Below are 14,276 nucleotides of genomic sequence, written 5' to 3'. Positions count from 1 at the left end.
AGGTTCCCCCAGACCCACCGTTTCCGGATCGATTCCCGTCTCCTGGAGCTTCTGCAGTGCCAGCGCTCGTGCGGTATCGGCGCGTTGCTGCTTCTGGCGTCGGCGGGCCTGGGCTGCAGCAGCTTCTGCCTCCAGCTCAGCCTTGGCCTGCCGGATCTTCTCCAGCCGGCTTTCCCGGCGCTGCAGCTCCTGGGGCAGTTCACGGCCCCGCTTGCCCTTGCCGTAGCGGCCGTCCTCCTGGGCGTCGATGATCTCGGCCTTCCTCAGCAACGCCCGCATCTCCTGGCGGAGCTGCTGCTCGCTCTTCTCCATCCGCTCGTGGCTCATGGCCTTGTGGATGCTGGCGTTGGCTCCCACCTTTGTGCCATCCAGCGCCACTTCCCCCATCTGCACCAGGCCAGCCTTCTGGCAGAGCCTGAGCACCTGCACAAACAGATCCTCCACCCGCCCCAGGTGCCGGTGGCGGAACTCACTGATTCGGGTGTGGTCAGGCTGTTGGTTGCTGCTCAATACCCGGAACCGCAGATCCTCGTAGCAAGCCCGCTCGATCTTTCGTGACGACGGCAACCCAACGCAGTAGGGGTACAGAAGGAGTACCACCATCATCCTTGGGTCGTAGGCCTTCTCTCCCCGGGCGTCCTTCTGGCAGTAGAGCTGGAGGATCGGATCGAGATCCAGCTGATCGATCAGATCCAGCAGAAAGAACGCCAGATGGTCCTTGGGCAGCCAGTCGATCGGCGAGGGCGGCAGCAGCCAGGCCTGCTCAGGCAGCCAGGGGCGGAAGGTCTTGGGCTTGCTCATGCCCCATGATCTCGTCCAGAACCATTGCTGTCACTGAGTTCTGGGCAGATCTGCAGCCGTCTCTGGAGAAGGTGCGGGCTGATCTATGCGCAACAGCCTCCTAGGAGCCGGCGCCTTGCTTTCGCCACTCCTCAGCCACCTCAGGGAAGTGCTTTTCGATGCAGGCTTCGCACACCCCATGGGTGAAGGCCACCTCGGCGTGCTCTTTGATGAAAGCCTCCACGCTCGACCAGTAGCCGGCGTCATTGCGGATCGCCTTGCAATAGGAGCAGATCGGAATCAGCCCCTCGATCAGGTTGATCTTTTCCAGGGCCGTAGCCAGCCGGGCGGACACCCGCCGCAGCTCCAGCTGGGTCACGACCTGGCGGGCAAGCCCCTCCATGGCATGGATCTGGGCGGCGTTCAGCGCCCTCGGCTTGTGGTCGATCACGCAGAGGGTCCCCAGCGGCAGGCCTTCCGGCGTCAGCAACGGAACGCCCGCATAGAAGCGGATGTTCGGCTCAGAGGTCACCAGGGGATTGGCGGCGAAGCGCCCATCGAGGTGGGTGTCCTGGATCACCAGGATCTCCTCCTCAAGGATGGCGTGGGCGCAGAAGGAGACGTCCCGGCTGGTTTCCGTCGCCTCCAGGCCGAGCTTCGATTTGAACCACTGACGGTCAGAGTCGACCAAGCTGATAAGGGCGATGGGCACCTCGCAGATGTACGCCGCCAGTGCCGTCAGGTCGTCGTAGGCCCGCTCGGGCGGTGTGTCGAGGATGCGGTAGTCGCGAAGGACCTCAAGCCGCTCCTCCTCTCGCTCGCTCACTGATGCCTTCATGGGCATGAAACCGGAGGATCTTGACTTCCTTTGGCCTCATTGTCGGGGCCGCTCCCTCGGCTCAGGAGCAGCTTCACGATTCTTCACCCCTCCTGTGCCCCGAACGGGCATCGCCTCAGAGCCGCTGGTGCAGTTCAATCACGTTGCGGTCGGGATCCCGCAGGAAGAGGCCCCGGGCCTGGCCACCGAAGTCCACCGGCCCGGCACTCGGCTCCAGGCCCACACCCCGCAGCTCCTTGATCGCGGTGTCCAGGTCGTTGCAGAGCAGGGCGAAGTGGGTGATGCCCGCCGGTTTTTCCGGCCCGTCCATCAGAACGTTGGCCTCAGAGGCCTTGGGCGCATTGAGGATCAGATTGATTTCCACGCCGCTGGGGTGGCTGAGGATCGCGACCGGTTCCGGGCCGATCGGTCCGGCCACCAACCGGAAGCCAAGCCGGGCGTAAAAGGCCGCCGATCGCTCCATGTCGTGAACGCGGATACCTATGTGTGCCAGACCGCCGATGCCGGAGAGCGTCTGTGGCATGCCTTCGTCTGTTCGCAGTGGAGAGGGATCATCCTGCCGCCGCACTGCTCAGCCAGCACTGCACAGACCGATCGATCCCACCAAACTGAGGTCACAGAACCGATGGCCACCTCCTTGCCGATCAGCAACAGCAACCAGCCACGGCGTTATCGCCTGGTGGATCACCACGGCCAACCCCACCTCGAGCTCGATGAGCACTTCGAGTCGATCGAGGAGGCCTGGGCGTTCGCCACCCACTGGTGGCAGCAGCGACAGCCCAGTGGCGAACCGGCCACCCTCGTTGGCCTTGGCCTGGAGGTGAGCACCGAGAGCGGCGGCTGGCGCACCCTGCGCCATTCGCAGGGCTGAACCCTGCAAAGGTGAGCCCACAGGCCAGTCCGCAGCCCACGGAGGTGCTGGCGGGATCGATCGAGCGCGTCACCTTCCACAACGCCGAGAACGGCTTCTGCGTGCTGCGCATCAAGGCGCGCGGTCATCGCGACCTGGTGACGGTGGTGGGTCACGCCGCTGAGATCAGCGCCGGCGAATGGGTGACGGTGAGCGGCACCTGGGTGAACAGCCGCGAGCACGGCCAGCAGTTCAAGGCCTCCTTCCTCAGGGCCTCAGCCCCCACCACCGCCGAGGGGATCGAGAAGTACCTCGGCTCAGGAATGATCCGCGGCATCGGCCCGATCTACGCCAGCAAGCTCGTGGCGACCTTCGGCGATCAGGTGTTCGAGGTGATCGAGCAGGCCCCTGAGCGCCTGCGGGAGGTGCCCGGCATCGGCCCGGTGCGGGGGCAGCGGATCAGCCAGGCCTGGGCCGATCAGAAGGTGGTGCGCGAAATCATGGTCTTCCTGCACAGCCATGGCGTCGGCACCGCCCGGGCCGTGCGGATCTTCAAGACGTACGGCAACGACGCCGTGCAGGTGATGGCCGAGAACCCTTACCGCCTGGCCCGCGACATCCGTGGCATCGGCTTCCGCACCGCCGATGCGATCGCCGCGCGGCTTGGCATCGAGCCCACCGCAATGATCCGCCTGCGGGCCGGCGTCAATTACGCCCTGCTGGAGGCTAGCGGTGATGGCCACTGCGGTCTGCCCAGCGCCGAACTACTCAAGTCGGCCGGGGACTTGCTCAGCGTCGAGCGGCCCAGCGAGGCGGCAGCAGAAAGCGATTCGGCAGCGGAACCTGTGGCCACAAGCCGGGTGCCGCTGGAGCCAGGGTTGATCCAGAGCGCCCTGGATCTGGAGCTGGCCGAAGGTTCGGTGGTGGCCGACACCCTGGCCGGTGAGCCGGCGATCTTCCTGGCCAATCTGCACCGGGATGAGCGCCGCATCGCGGCGTCCCTCCAGGCGCTGGCGGTGGGCTGCCCGCCCTGGGGAACGATCGAGGCGGCAAAAGCCGTCCCCTGGGTGGAGCAACGCCTCGGCCTGGAGCTCGCTGCCAGCCAGAAGGGGGCGGTGGAGCAGGCCCTCTCCAGCAAGGTGCTGGTGATCACCGGCGGGCCGGGGGTGGGCAAGACCACCTTGATCAACGCCATCCTGCGCATCCTGGCGGCCAAGAAGCTGCGCATCCAGCTCTGCGCCCCCACCGGCCGTGCCGCCAAGCGAATGGGCGAAACCACCGGGCTTGAGGCCAAGACGATCCACCGGCTGCTGGAGTTCGACCCGGCGGCTTTCGGGTTCAAGCGCAGTACCGAGCTGCCGCTGGAGTGCGACCTGCTGGTGGTGGATGAGACCTCGATGGTGGACGTGCCGTTGATGGCCTCGCTGCTGGATGCCCTCCCAGCAGAGGCGGCCTTGCTGCTGGTGGGCGATGTCGATCAGCTGCCCTCGGTGGGTCCCGGCCAGGTGCTCGCCGATCTGATCAACAGTGGCGCCCTGCCGGTGGCCCGGCTCACGGAGGTGTTCCGCCAGGCGGCCTCCAGCCGCATCATCACCACTGCCCACGCCATCAATGCCGGCACCATCCCCGATCTGCGGCCGCCGCCGGCTGATGCCACCACCGACTTCTATTTCCTGCCCGCAGAGACTCCCGAGCAGGCGGTGGCCCTGATCCTCAAGGTGGTGGGCGAGCGCATCCCGGCACGCTTTGGCCTTGATCCGATCGCCCAGGTGCAGGTGCTCTGCCCGATGGCGCGCGGTGGCTGTGGCTCCCGCTCGCTCAACATCGAGTTGCAGCAGCTGCTCAACCCCAACCCCACCGAGCAGGTGGAGCGCTTTGGCTGGCGCTTTGCGCCGGCCGACAAGGTGATGCAGGTGGCCAACGACTACGAGAAGGAAGTGTTCAACGGCGATGTCGGCACGGTGGAAACGATCGATGCCGATGCCAGCGAACTGACGGTGCGTTACCCATCCGGGGAAGCCGGGGGCTTCGACGGCCGCGAGGTGACCTACGGCTGGGGTGAACTCGACAACCTGGTGCCGGCCTATGCCTGCACGATCCACAAGAGCCAGGGCAGCGAATATCCAGCGGTGGTGATCCCTTTGCTCACCCAGCACTACGCCATGCTGCAGCGCAATCTGGTGTACACGGGCATCACCCGCGGCAAGCAGCTGGTGGTGCTGGTGGGCCAGAAGAAGGCACTGGCAATGGCGGTGAAAAACCATCTGGGCCGCCGGCGATACACCAAGCTGGCGGAGTGGCTCGGCTGACCAGCTGCCATCCGGATAAACGAGCCCCTCAGACCCGGCACTTCCAGCTCACATCACAGATCAGCCATGGCGGCTGGCGTGTCGGGAGCGCAGTCGGCGCTGGGTTGGTGAGTATGAAGGTTTGGAATGGATCCAACTGACAAACCACGATCAGATCGAGAGCATCTTGAAACCAAGGGCAATCAAAACTGCTCCGCCAAGAATCTCGAGCCTTGAGCCAAAAGCTGATGGGAGACGCTTTGCAAGGTTGAGGCCAAGATAGGTCGAAACAAATGCTCCACCAGCAATGGCCAGCGAATAGGGAACGATCGGCTTGTCAGCCAATCCAAGGGTCACGCCAACGCCCAGTGAATCAATGCTGGTGGCAGATGAGATGAAAAGAATCTTCCAGAAACCATGTGTTCTTGGGTCTTCTGCTTCGCCATCTGGATCATGATGGTAGGCCTCCCAGCACATGTGTGCGCCAACGGAAACAAGAAGGAAGAAGGCCACCCAGTGGTCGTAGTCGACGATCAGGTCCTTCGCAACTTTGCCAAGCAAGAAGCCGAGGGCGGTTGCGGCACCTTCAGCAAACGCGGAACAAAAGGCGAACGAAAATGCACGTCTTGCTGAAAAGCGACGGAATCCCATCGCAAAAGCAGCAGAAAAAGAATCAATGCTCAGGATGGCAGCGAAGAGGATGATCTCAAATGCCATTTCTCATGCAAAGAATCTCCATGACCTTATACCCAGAGGCCCTCTCTCAGGGAAGACGGATTCTTTTGCCTGAGCGCTGGAGACCACCACTACTGTTGCGCTGAACCCTGAGATCGTGCACCAAGACGTCCTGCAATCAACACCAGCCGGTTCGTCCTCGATTCCCTCAACTCCACCAGAGCCGGGCGCAGGGCAAAGTTCTGTGTACTTGTATACAATACAACCCTTGTGCTCCTGAGGTCTGTGGTTGTCAAGCGCTGTAGCTCCAGCCGAGAGGGAAAGGTGCTGCTGTCCTGCTGGATTCCCGAGGACCTGCGCATGGAGCTCGACCGGGTCTGGGCCTCTCAGGGCTTGCGGCCCCATGGCCGGACCCAGCAGGGGATGGAAGAGATGATCGCCCTTTATCTGGCTGCCCAGCAGGAGCCCTGAGCCATGGGCGGCCACGACCATCACGGCCAGCGCCACCAGCACGGTCACCAGGCGCCTGGACGCGCCGCTGCTGCCTTCCGCTGGAGCATCGCTCTCAACAGCGGCCTCACCGCTCTGCAGTTGGTGGTCGGCATGGCCTTTGGCTCCGTAGCCCTGATCGGCGATGCCCTCCACAACCTGGGCGATGTGGTGGGCCTGGCGTTGGGCTGGGGCGCCGATCAGCTCAGTCACAAGCCTGCTAATGGGCGCTTTACCTACGGCTACGGGCGCAGCACGCAGATGGCATCGCTGGTCAACGGAATGTTGATCTTTGCCGCCGGTTCAGGGGTGGTGGCGATGGCCGTCGAGCGGCTGTTCAACCCCGTGCCCCTGATTACCGCTCCAGTGGCCTGGGCCGCAGCAGTAGGGGTTGCCATCAACTTTTTCTCAGCCCGGCTCTTCGGCGACGATCATCACCACGATCTGAACCAGCGGGCGGCGGTGCTGCACCTGATCACCGATGCGGCGGTATCGGTAGCTGTGCTGATCAATGCACTGCTGGTTGGCCTCACCGGCTGGCTGTGGCTCGACGCGCTCACTGCGATGGGAGTCGGTGCTGCCGTGATCTGGAGTGCTACGGGCCTGCTGCGTGAGGCCATCGCCCTCAACCTTGACGCAGCTCCCCGGGGCATCGATCTCGGAGCAGTGGAGGCGATGCTGCAACAGCTGCCTGGAGTGCAGAGCGTGGAGGAGCTGCATGTCTGGGGGCTGAGCACCTCCCGCAACGCACTGACCGCCCACCTGCGGCTGGAATCCAGTCAGCGTGAGGCGGATCCTTCCGCTCGCGATGCCCTGCTGACCATGGCCCGCGAGCGACTGGCAGAACTTGGGATCCGCAAATGCACCCTGCAGCTGGAAAGCGCAGCTGAACAACATCACTAGTCGCAGTTCAGTCACCAGAGCTGGAATGGCCAGTCGCCGAGCCTTTGATGCGGACCTACGTGTTTTTGGCCTAGGGCCCCCTCTGCCAGGGCAGCACCGGCCTTGGTCTAACGATCGTGGCGGCAATCGTGCGCCGCCATCACGGTCAGATCACCGTGACCTCAAGCGTTGGTTCCGGGAGTGTCTTCTCTGTGAAGCTCCCCATCGCTGGCTGAGGAGCGATTGCCGACTCCCCAGATGATGAGCAGCGTGATTGCATCATTTGCAGGTCAACACACCTGGCACCTGGCTGCCGTGGTGAGAGCTGCCGACCAAACGGGGCAACCACTCCCATAGCTGAACGGCCTGATCAGAGGAGCACTGCTATCGAAGACGGCTGCGGACAGGAGCCCTGATCGATGTCCAAGATATTGAGGGAACCCCAATATTGCATCTGATGGCTCTCGGTGATCATCAACTCTTGGCTGCTGCTGCGGACCGAGCTGCCTGATCAAGATGGCGGCGTTGCTGGCTTGCTTCCAGATCGGCGGCCCAGCAACAAACCAATCCCAGAGCCGGCGACGAACAGGGTGAGCACGCCGAGGACCGTGGAGTAATAAGGCTGCAGATTGACGGCACCGAAGTTGCCCGTGTGCAGCTTCATGAGCCAGAAGGCTTCGATCCCTCGGGCCGAGAGCGCGCCATAAAGGGAACCGGAGAGGGATGTGAGCAGGAGCGGCAACGCCGCCAGGGGCACGAGGCTGCGGTGCAGCCGGCGCAGCTGGTGATGGCGGCTCATTCGTTCTGAAGGGCCTTGTGAAGGGCTTGCTCATTGGCGCAAGGCATCCACATCGAACCCATCGCAAACGTGCCCTTGCACTTGAGTTCAGCGGCGCGCTTTTCAGCCTCCTGCTTGGTCTTGAACATGCCCTTCATGTGAGCCTCAGCGGGTGCGGTGGCCAGAAGCGGAGCGAAACCCACCGCTGCCAGAGCAGCCAGGAGGGCCCACCGGCCGGGCTGCTGGAGGGGGCTGGTGGGGGTCGGTGTCATCGGGTGCTCACGGGGATGCTCAGGACGGGAATCAGAGCTGGGTAAGGAAACGGTTGGGTCACTTCTCCTTGGAGATGGCTTTCTCGTAGACATCAAAGTTCTGGCAGGGCATCCATTCCTTGCCCATCGCAAAGGTGCCGCTGCACTTCAGTTCCTTGGCTCGCTGTTCCGCAGCGGCCTTGCTCGGGAACATGTCGTTGGCCTGGGCGCGGGCGGCGCCGGATGCCAGGGCAACGCCTGCCGAGAGGAAGAGAGCCAGAGCGATGGGATTCACGGAATTCCTGTGGTGGAAGAAAGGCCTCGACTGAACCTTAGAGTCTCCACACGGGTGGAGAGTCAAGTCCGTGGCAGCCGTCGGCATGAAGATCGGGGTCCTGGCCGGCCGCAGCGACGGGGGTTAACGCCTGTTCGCGGAGCAGAGCCTGCAGCGCCTGCAGTTCATCCGCCGGCTCAAGACCCTCGGGCTCAGCCTTGAGGAGATCCAGGGCTGCCTGGCCGTGCACGACGCTGGCGTCCTGACGGATGGGCCCGATCCGATGAAGCATTGACCCAAAGCCGCGTTCAGCTCCCCGCTGCGCCCCCATGCTGAGGACAGGCAGAAGCAAGGGAGAAAAGCTGATGGAGCACCCCCAAACCGCGCAAGGACAGACACCCTCTGTGACGCTCAGAATCGCAGTCGCTGCAGGGCTGGGAGCGTTCGTTCTGTCGCTGGGAGCTCCAGCGCGCTCAGTGCCGCCCCAGGTGGTGGCGCCAGCTGGAAGCGGGATGGGAATGGGGCTGAGCGGTCCGGGGCGCATGGGCACCCAGTCGATGGATCAGCACTTCATCGTGATGATGATTCCTCACCATGACGGGGCGATCGCCATGGCCGATCTCGCCCTCACCCGCGCGACACGACCCGAAATCAAGGCCCTGGCCCGCAGCATCAAGGCCAGCCAGACGCAGGAGAACACCCAGATGCGGGCCTGGTATCGGCAGTGGTTCGGCGGTGAGGTGCCGTCGTGGGGGGGAAGCTATGGCCGTGGGGTCTATTCCGGCTGGGGCGGCTGGATGGGCGGCAGGGGCGGGATGATGGGGGGGCCTGGCAGGGGCATGGGGATGATGGGTGCAGGGACTGATGTCGAGTGGCTGAAGAACGCACCTGATTTCGATCGGGCCTTCATTGAGCAGATGATTCCCCACCACCGCATGGGCGTGATGATGGCCTCAATGGCCCAGACCAACAGCCAGCATCCGCAGCTGCGGGCAATGCAGCAGGGCATGGTGACGGCCCAGAGCCGGGAGATCGAGCAGATGAGCCAGTGGTACCGAAGCTGGTACGCCACGTCCTGAACACCTCCCATGGACCCGTTCTTCATCCTCGACACGCCGAAATCCTTCGAGGAAGCCAGTGCCGCCCTCCAGGAGGCAGTGGTGGACCAGGGTTTTGGGGTGCTGGCGGTGCATGACCTGGGCAACACCCTGCGCAGCAAGGGCCTGCCGTTCACGGAGCAATGCCGCATCTTCGAGGTGTGCAACCCCCAGCAGGCCGCCGCAGTGCTCAGCACCACGATGGCGCTCAACATGGCTCTGCCCTGCCGGATCTCCGTCTACACCGAAGCCGGCCAGGTCCGCATCGGCATGATTCGCCCCGAGGCGATGCTCGCCAGCCTCTCGGCCGATCCATCCCTGAGGAAGGTGGCCCGTGCGGTGGAGGCCTCAACCACGGCAATCATCGAGGCCGCTGCGGCTTAGCTTCCCGTTTCACCAACCTTTCCGGCTGGCACTGATCGATCGGGAATGCCTGATCTGGCCATCTTTCGATGGGACAAGAAGGGTGGATCAGCTGGCTTGCGAGAACAGCAACGGTTTTCCATGAGCCGTGCATGGGAGTGAACCTCCCCATGCCCTGCAACCTGCCCTGGCCCTTGGCTTCTGCGTAGGCGCAGCCTTCTCGAAGAGCAGCAGAAGGGCGTTCGATACGGGGCGCCCTCCTCATTGGTCCCGATCCGGCCGCTGTTGGAGCAAGGCCTCAACGCTGGCCACCTTGTCTTCCAGCGTCTGGTCCCGATCGGTGCGTGTGCTGACCTTCACCGTCGTGAAGGTGCGTGGAGCGCCCATGGCATGCACGGCCGCATGGCAGGCCTCGATCGCTGTGAAAACAGGCACCCACTCACCTTCTATCCCGGTGCCGTTGGCGTGCAGCTGGATCTTGAGACCGGCGTCCAGCAGCACCCGTTCACAGGCAGCGATGTAGGGCGCCAGGTTGACGCAAACCCCAATCGGCACAACGCAGAGATCGACGATCACCTTCATTGCTTGAGAAGCTCGAGCAACCGCTCCACCCGACCTGCCGCCACCTGACTCAGACGGTCGTAGGCCGCTCGTTCCTGCTCATCGATCTGCACCTGACTGAGCAGCGAGCGATGGGCTTCCAGTTCAGGCCACTGCGCGATGACGGCAATCACCCTGGCACGTTGAGTAAGCGGCTGTGTGACGCATGTAGCGCCTCCCATCCCGCCCGGGTAATGCCTTGACCACAGTGGAAGACAGAGCCTCCGTGCAAGCGGCCATGACCATCCAGGAACAGATCCCGACCCATGAGCAACCGCTCGGGCAGGAGGAGACCCTCGAGCGGGAGGTCCGTGCCGTGCTGAGCGATAACCCGGCCGCCATCACCAAGGAGGTCCGCAGCCTCACCCTCCGCGCCCTGACCGAAGGAAAACTGGATCAAGGCGCTGTTCAGAAGGTGGTTCGCGCGGTGGTTGCCGGCGCCACCGGCGGCGCTCAGGGAGCCAGTGACGGGCAACTGGCTCTCAGGGAGGCCCTGCAAGGCCTTGATGAGGCCCTGGCTGCCGCAGCCCAGGCCACCCGTCTGACCCTGGAGGAGGCCGTCGGAAATGCCGGCGCCTTCTCCCGGCAGACGCTGCGGCGGCGACTGGATGATCTCTCCACCCTGGAATCTCTCTTCATCGAGACCGTCAGCCAGACGGCATCCAGCGCGGCTGGCTTCACCCGCACGACGCTCGTGGATGTGGCGGATCATGCGAGAGCGTCTGGATCGGCAGTCGGCTCAGCCGTGAAGGAGGGGGTGACGAGCCTGGGCCGGGCCCTCGCCGAAAGCGTGAGCGATCAGGTGGAGGTCACCACGTCGGTGCTGCAGAAGGAAGCGGCCCTGCTGGCGGGCCTCACCAGTGGGGTGTTGCAGGGGATCGCCGATCGTCTGAGCGGCTCGCACCCGCTTGAAGCGGCTGAGGAGAAGGGAGAGGAGCAGGGCAGTTCTGGAGCCCAGGAGCCTTCGGTGCGCAGCTGATCTCAGCAGGTGCACCGTGCTGCGCGGTGACTCAGCAGATCACAACCGGTCGAGCGGAATCGCCTCCCAGCCGGCTGGATTCCACGGGGCCATCAGCGCCTCAAGCCCCCGCAGTTCAGCGGCGTCCTCCGGCAGCAACCAGGCCTCTTCCCATCCATCCATGATCACCACCGGCATGCGGTCGTGGATCGGACGCAGCAGGGCGTTGGGGGTGGTGGTGAGGATGCAGCAGGTCTGGAGTTCGGTGCCATCAGGAGCGATCCAGTGGTCCCACAGGCCGCCCAGCCAGAAAGCGGCGCCGTCCTGGCGGCGTATCCAGTAGGGCTGCTTCTGGTGCCATTCGTAGAAGCCATCGGCCGGCAGCAGGCAGCGGTGATGGCGCCAGGGCCCACGAAAGAACGGCTTCTGGCTCACCGTTTCGCTGCGGGCATTGATCGGGCGGCTTTTGCCGTGGGTGTCCTTCAGCCAGCCGGGGACCAGGCCCCACTGCGCGAAGCTCACCTCAGGCCGGCCATGCTGCTGCCGCTGGATCAGCAGTGGTTCACCGGGCCGCACCTGCTGCCGCGGCTGGTAGTGCTTGAGCAAACCATCCGGCAGCGGACCCTTGAGCCTGGGGAGCAACTGATCGATTGTGCTGGTGAGCGAGTAGCGGCCACACATCAGCGATGCCTGCGGATCCAGTCGGAACTGCTCCCAATCTGCGTGACCTGACACCCGGCAGTGCAACGGCGATGCAGAGCGCCATTGCGCAGCCCCTGCACTAGAGCCCCAGCTGCAGGGCCGTCTCTGCCGCCGCGCGGAACACAAGGCCATGGCGCGCGACCAGAGCCTCCAAGGCGTCGTAGCCGCCGCCGATCACCGTGGCCACAGGGATGCGCCGCCTGAGGCATAGCTCCAGCACCATCCGGTCGCGCAACATCAGACCGGTGTCACTGAGGGAAAGCCGGCCCAGGCGGTCGTCGCGGTGGGGATCGACGCCGGCGTTGTAGATCACCAGATCAGGCTGCACCTGCTCCAGCAGTTCAGGGATCCCTCCCCCTACCGCTGCCAGATAGGCGTCATCGTCCAGGCCATCGGCCAAGGGCAGGTCGTGGTCACTGGTCTGCTTGTGCAGGGGAAAATTGCTGGCCGCGTGGGCCGACAGCGTGAACACGCGCGGGTCACCGGCAAAGATCGCAGCGGTGCCATCTCCCTGGTGCACGTCCAGGTCAATCACCATCAGCCGACGCACCGCTCCCTCGGCCAGCAGAACCCGCGCGGCCACGGCGACGTCATTGAAAATGCAGAACCCGCTTCCGTGATCCGGGAAGGCGTGGTGGGTACCGCCGGCCAGATGGCAGGCCAGTCCCTGCTGCAGAGCCAACCTGGCCGTGAGCAGGGTGCCGCCTACGGCCAGCCAGCTGCGCCGCACCAGGGGCTGGGTGGCGGGCAGGCCGATCCGCCGCTGCTCGGCCGGGTTGAGTCGATCGCGTGAGAACGCTTCGTGATATGGCCTGCTGTGAACCAGCTCGAGCTCCCGGCGGGAGATCGGCATGGGTTCATGCAGCTGTTCGGAACGGGCCAGATCGTGGCGAAGCAAATACTCGTGGAGCAGCCGGAACTTCGCCATCGGAAAGCGATGACTGCTCGGCAGTGGCACGGAGTAAGCCGGGTGATACACCAGTGCGGGAGGCATCAGCGGCGCATAAGCGCCAACACCACGCTCAACCCATCAGGCAACATGCCCTGGACCAACCCCCCTGACGTTGGATCACCATGGTTACTCAGCCGCATCGGCATCTTCTCTCTGCTCTCCTGCTTTCGAAGCGGCTTGCTCTTCTGGCTTGTTCGTTTTGACCCTAGAGCCATGCATTTGGGGTTCCCCGAATTTTCCTGATCTCGCCGCTGGTTGGCCTGCATCCGCCTTGCCCAGGCCCAGAAGCTGATGCTGGTGGCAAACGGCGACAGGCAGCGCGGCCTTCCACCTGGCGGCGACCGACTACCTCCAGCAGGCCTATGGCGCCATGGGCGGTCGGGTGGATGTGGTGTTCGCCAACGGGCGCATCGAGGTGAACAGGAGCCCAGCCACTGAGACAGCAACTCCTACAGCCGAGGCGATGGCTGTCTGAGTCGATTCCTGGGAGCCTTCGCTATCGCTGTGTTGAGATCGGCTCGTTTGCACGCACGCAGGAGTTGCTGCGCCAGGGACACACCTATCTGGACTCGAATGGTGATGGAGAGGCCTGCGAAAGTTTCCGATAAAGGGACGGACACCCGCACCTTTCTGCTCTTGTCGCCAAAGTCAAGGAGCTGGGTGATGCCTCCAAGTCTGATCTGGTGCGAGCCGCCGGCTACCTCAGCACCAAGAAGGATGGCAGTGAGCGGCTGAACTTCACGGCCTTCTACGAGGCATTGCTGGAAGCCAAGGGCGTCAGCCATCGGAGATGGCGGTGGCAACGGCAACCTGCTGGTGGGCAAGGCCTACACAGCTCTGCTCGAGCTCAAGCCTGGCGATGAGTTTGAGATCAAGCTGGGCAAGAAGCAGATCCGGCTGATCCCGGTTGCCGCCAGCGACGACGAGGATTGAGGGAAGCTTTCGCTTCTATTACTGGTGGCGTCAAGGCCTCCGGCGACGGCAACGGGACTCCCGCATAGAAGCGGATGTCGTGTTCCGAGATCACCAGGGGATTGGCGGCGAAGGGTGAGAGTCAACCAAGCTGACCAAGGCAATCGGCACGTCGCAGACATAGGCCGCCAGTGTCGTCAGATCGTCGAAGGACCGCTCGGGCGGTGTGTGGAGGATGCGGTAGACGCGAAGGGCTTCAAGCCGCTCTTGCTCTCGCTCGGTCAGCGGCGGCTTCACGTTTCCTCAACCCTCCCCATCCCCGAACAGGGCATCGCACCGTCCGCGCGGGGTTTATGAGGAGTAAATTGCATTGCTATGGAGCACCTGAACTGGGGATATGTCCAGTTAGGTCTGCTTGCCCTGGCTTTTGGCGGTCTGCAGGTCTGGTGGATCAGCAGCACTCTGAGGAAACGAGACCTCGCTAGACCCCCAGGGCCGACTGAAAGTCAGGCACAAGGGTCGTTGTGCGGCCAAGCTGGGCCTGGTTTTATCGGGACTGCTCTTGTCCTTTGGCCCATCTTGCTGCC

20 protein-coding genes and 2 pseudogenes are annotated in these 14,276 nt (G+C 63.8%); 10 read left to right on the top strand and 12 right to left on the bottom strand.

What is annotated here, in order from left to right; all coding sequences use genetic code 11:
- The 3 genes from CJZ82_RS16915 to CJZ82_RS16905 all read right to left on the bottom strand — a co-directional run.
- On the bottom strand, nucleotides 1-801 hold an 801-nt coding region (locus CJZ82_RS16915; RefSeq protein WP_143593751.1), incomplete at its 3' end, for a transposase.
- Between the two features lie 100 nt (nucleotides 802-901).
- A complete protein-coding gene (locus tag CJZ82_RS16910) occupies nucleotides 902-1,618 on the bottom strand; it encodes a GAF domain-containing protein (protein WP_094556913.1) in 717 nt (238 codons plus the stop codon).
- A 115-nt stretch (nucleotides 1,619-1,733) separates the two neighbouring features.
- Entirely contained in the window at nucleotides 1,734-2,141 is a 408-nt protein-coding gene (locus tag CJZ82_RS16905) for a VOC family protein (protein WP_094556912.1), read from the bottom strand.
- Nucleotides 2,142-2,243: 102 nt separating this feature from the next.
- Between CJZ82_RS16905 and CJZ82_RS16900 the strand changes: the two genes are divergently transcribed.
- A complete protein-coding gene (locus CJZ82_RS16900; RefSeq protein ID WP_094556911.1) occupies nucleotides 2,244-2,489 on the top strand; it encodes a hypothetical protein in 246 nt (81 codons plus the stop codon).
- A gap of 11 nt (nucleotides 2,490-2,500) precedes the next feature.
- Nucleotides 2,501-4,777 (top strand): ATP-dependent RecD-like DNA helicase, encoded by a 2,277-nt coding sequence (locus tag CJZ82_RS16895; RefSeq protein WP_233130348.1) that lies wholly within the window; start codon nucleotides 2,501-2,503, stop codon nucleotides 4,775-4,777.
- Between the two features lie 150 nt (nucleotides 4,778-4,927).
- Here CJZ82_RS16895 and CJZ82_RS16890 read toward each other — a convergent pair whose 3' ends face one another.
- A complete protein-coding gene (locus CJZ82_RS16890; protein WP_094556910.1) occupies nucleotides 4,928-5,473 on the bottom strand; it encodes a manganese efflux pump MntP family protein in 546 nt (181 codons plus the stop codon).
- Between the two features lie 282 nt (nucleotides 5,474-5,755).
- Between CJZ82_RS16890 and CJZ82_RS16885 the strand changes: the two genes are divergently transcribed.
- The 3 genes and pseudogenes from CJZ82_RS16885 to CJZ82_RS16875 form a co-directional block, all read left to right on the top strand.
- Nucleotides 5,756-5,902 (top strand): hypothetical protein, encoded by a 147-nt coding sequence (locus tag CJZ82_RS16885; RefSeq protein WP_233130347.1) that lies wholly within the window; start codon nucleotides 5,756-5,758, stop codon nucleotides 5,900-5,902.
- A gap of 3 nt (nucleotides 5,903-5,905) precedes the next feature.
- The gene (locus tag CJZ82_RS16880) at nucleotides 5,906-6,823 is read left to right on the top strand and encodes a cation diffusion facilitator family transporter (RefSeq protein ID WP_094556908.1); all 918 of its coding nucleotides are present in this window, start codon (nucleotides 5,906-5,908) and stop codon (nucleotides 6,821-6,823) included.
- Nucleotides 6,824-6,921: 98 nt separating this feature from the next.
- Nucleotides 6,922-7,038 (top strand): annotated as a pseudogene (locus CJZ82_RS16875) (ATP-binding protein); the annotation flags it as partial.
- A gap of 275 nt (nucleotides 7,039-7,313) precedes the next feature.
- On the opposite strand, the gene CJZ82_RS16870 reads toward CJZ82_RS16875, so the two are convergent.
- From CJZ82_RS16870 to CJZ82_RS16860, 3 genes are read right to left on the bottom strand one after another with little or no spacing between them, the layout of a single operon-like run.
- A complete protein-coding gene (locus CJZ82_RS16870) occupies nucleotides 7,314-7,601 on the bottom strand; it encodes a hypothetical protein (protein ID WP_094556906.1) in 288 nt (95 codons plus the stop codon).
- Nucleotides 7,598-7,852 carry a DUF3721 domain-containing protein gene (locus tag CJZ82_RS16865; RefSeq protein ID WP_094556905.1) on the bottom strand — a complete coding sequence of 85 codons (255 nt, stop codon included), beginning with the start codon at nucleotides 7,850-7,852 and terminating at the stop codon, nucleotides 7,598-7,600. Before CJZ82_RS16865 ends, CJZ82_RS16870 begins: the two co-directional genes overlap by 4 nt.
- Before the next feature lie 58 nt (nucleotides 7,853-7,910).
- The gene (locus tag CJZ82_RS16860) at nucleotides 7,911-8,126 is read right to left on the bottom strand and encodes a DUF3721 domain-containing protein (RefSeq protein ID WP_233130346.1); all 216 of its coding nucleotides are present in this window, start codon (nucleotides 8,124-8,126) and stop codon (nucleotides 7,911-7,913) included.
- Between the two features lie 130 nt (nucleotides 8,127-8,256).
- Between CJZ82_RS16860 and CJZ82_RS19695 the strand changes: the two genes are divergently transcribed.
- From CJZ82_RS19695 to CJZ82_RS16845, 3 genes are all read left to right on the top strand, one after another.
- Complete coding sequence (locus tag CJZ82_RS19695) at nucleotides 8,257-8,400, top strand: MerR family DNA-binding protein (RefSeq protein WP_369820115.1); 144 nt, start codon at nucleotides 8,257-8,259, stop codon at nucleotides 8,398-8,400.
- Nucleotides 8,401-8,617: 217 nt separating this feature from the next.
- Nucleotides 8,618-9,184, top strand: a complete 567-nt coding sequence (locus CJZ82_RS16850; protein ID WP_233130344.1) for a DUF305 domain-containing protein — start codon at nucleotides 8,618-8,620, stop codon at nucleotides 9,182-9,184.
- 9 nt (nucleotides 9,185-9,193) lie between these two features.
- The gene (locus tag CJZ82_RS16845; RefSeq protein WP_094556903.1) at nucleotides 9,194-9,586 is read left to right on the top strand and encodes a DUF302 domain-containing protein; all 393 of its coding nucleotides are present in this window, start codon (nucleotides 9,194-9,196) and stop codon (nucleotides 9,584-9,586) included.
- Nucleotides 9,587-9,826: 240 nt separating this feature from the next.
- Here CJZ82_RS16845 and CJZ82_RS16840 read toward each other — a convergent pair whose 3' ends face one another.
- Entirely contained in the window at nucleotides 9,827-10,147 is a 321-nt protein-coding gene (locus tag CJZ82_RS16840; protein WP_094556902.1) for an MTH1187 family thiamine-binding protein, read from the bottom strand.
- A complete protein-coding gene (locus CJZ82_RS18535) occupies nucleotides 10,144-10,299 on the bottom strand; it encodes a hypothetical protein (RefSeq protein WP_158218628.1) in 156 nt (51 codons plus the stop codon). The genes CJZ82_RS16840 and CJZ82_RS18535 overlap by 4 nt, the downstream gene beginning before the upstream one ends.
- 104 nt (nucleotides 10,300-10,403) lie before the next feature.
- On the opposite strand from CJZ82_RS18535, the gene CJZ82_RS16835 reads away from it, so the two are divergent.
- The gene (locus CJZ82_RS16835; RefSeq protein ID WP_143593750.1) at nucleotides 10,404-11,144 is read left to right on the top strand and encodes a DUF6781 family protein; all 741 of its coding nucleotides are present in this window, start codon (nucleotides 10,404-10,406) and stop codon (nucleotides 11,142-11,144) included.
- Nucleotides 11,145-11,183: 39 nt separating this feature from the next.
- On the opposite strand, the gene CJZ82_RS16830 is transcribed toward CJZ82_RS16835, so the two are convergent.
- Both CJZ82_RS16830 and CJZ82_RS16825 read right to left on the bottom strand, forming a co-directional pair.
- Nucleotides 11,184-11,804 carry an SOS response-associated peptidase gene (locus CJZ82_RS16830; RefSeq protein ID WP_094556900.1) on the bottom strand — a complete coding sequence of 207 codons (621 nt, stop codon included), beginning with the start codon at nucleotides 11,802-11,804 and terminating at the stop codon, nucleotides 11,184-11,186.
- 100 nt (nucleotides 11,805-11,904) lie between these two features.
- Nucleotides 11,905-12,819 (bottom strand): histone deacetylase, encoded by a 915-nt coding sequence (locus tag CJZ82_RS16825; protein ID WP_094556899.1) that lies wholly within the window; start codon nucleotides 12,817-12,819, stop codon nucleotides 11,905-11,907.
- A 614-nt stretch (nucleotides 12,820-13,433) separates the two neighbouring features.
- On the opposite strand from CJZ82_RS16825, the pseudogene CJZ82_RS16815 reads away from it, so the two are divergent.
- Nucleotides 13,434-13,710, top strand: a pseudogene (locus CJZ82_RS16815) (AbrB-like transcriptional regulator).
- A 90-nt stretch (nucleotides 13,711-13,800) separates the two neighbouring features.
- Here the strand turns inward: CJZ82_RS16815 and CJZ82_RS18150 are convergent.
- Nucleotides 13,801-13,986: a hypothetical protein gene (locus tag CJZ82_RS18150; RefSeq protein WP_143593749.1), complete on the bottom strand. Its 186-nt coding sequence runs from the start codon at nucleotides 13,984-13,986 to the stop codon at nucleotides 13,801-13,803.
- Nucleotides 13,987-14,276: the final 290 nt, after the last annotated feature.

The sequence above is a fragment of the Synechococcus sp. 1G10 genome, from assembly GCF_002252625.1.
In the GTDB taxonomy this organism is placed as follows: domain Bacteria; phylum Cyanobacteriota; class Cyanobacteriia; order PCC-6307; family Cyanobiaceae; genus Regnicoccus_A.
Note: the sequence above shows the minus strand (reverse complement) of the source record. Positions and strands in the feature narration are given on the sequence as shown.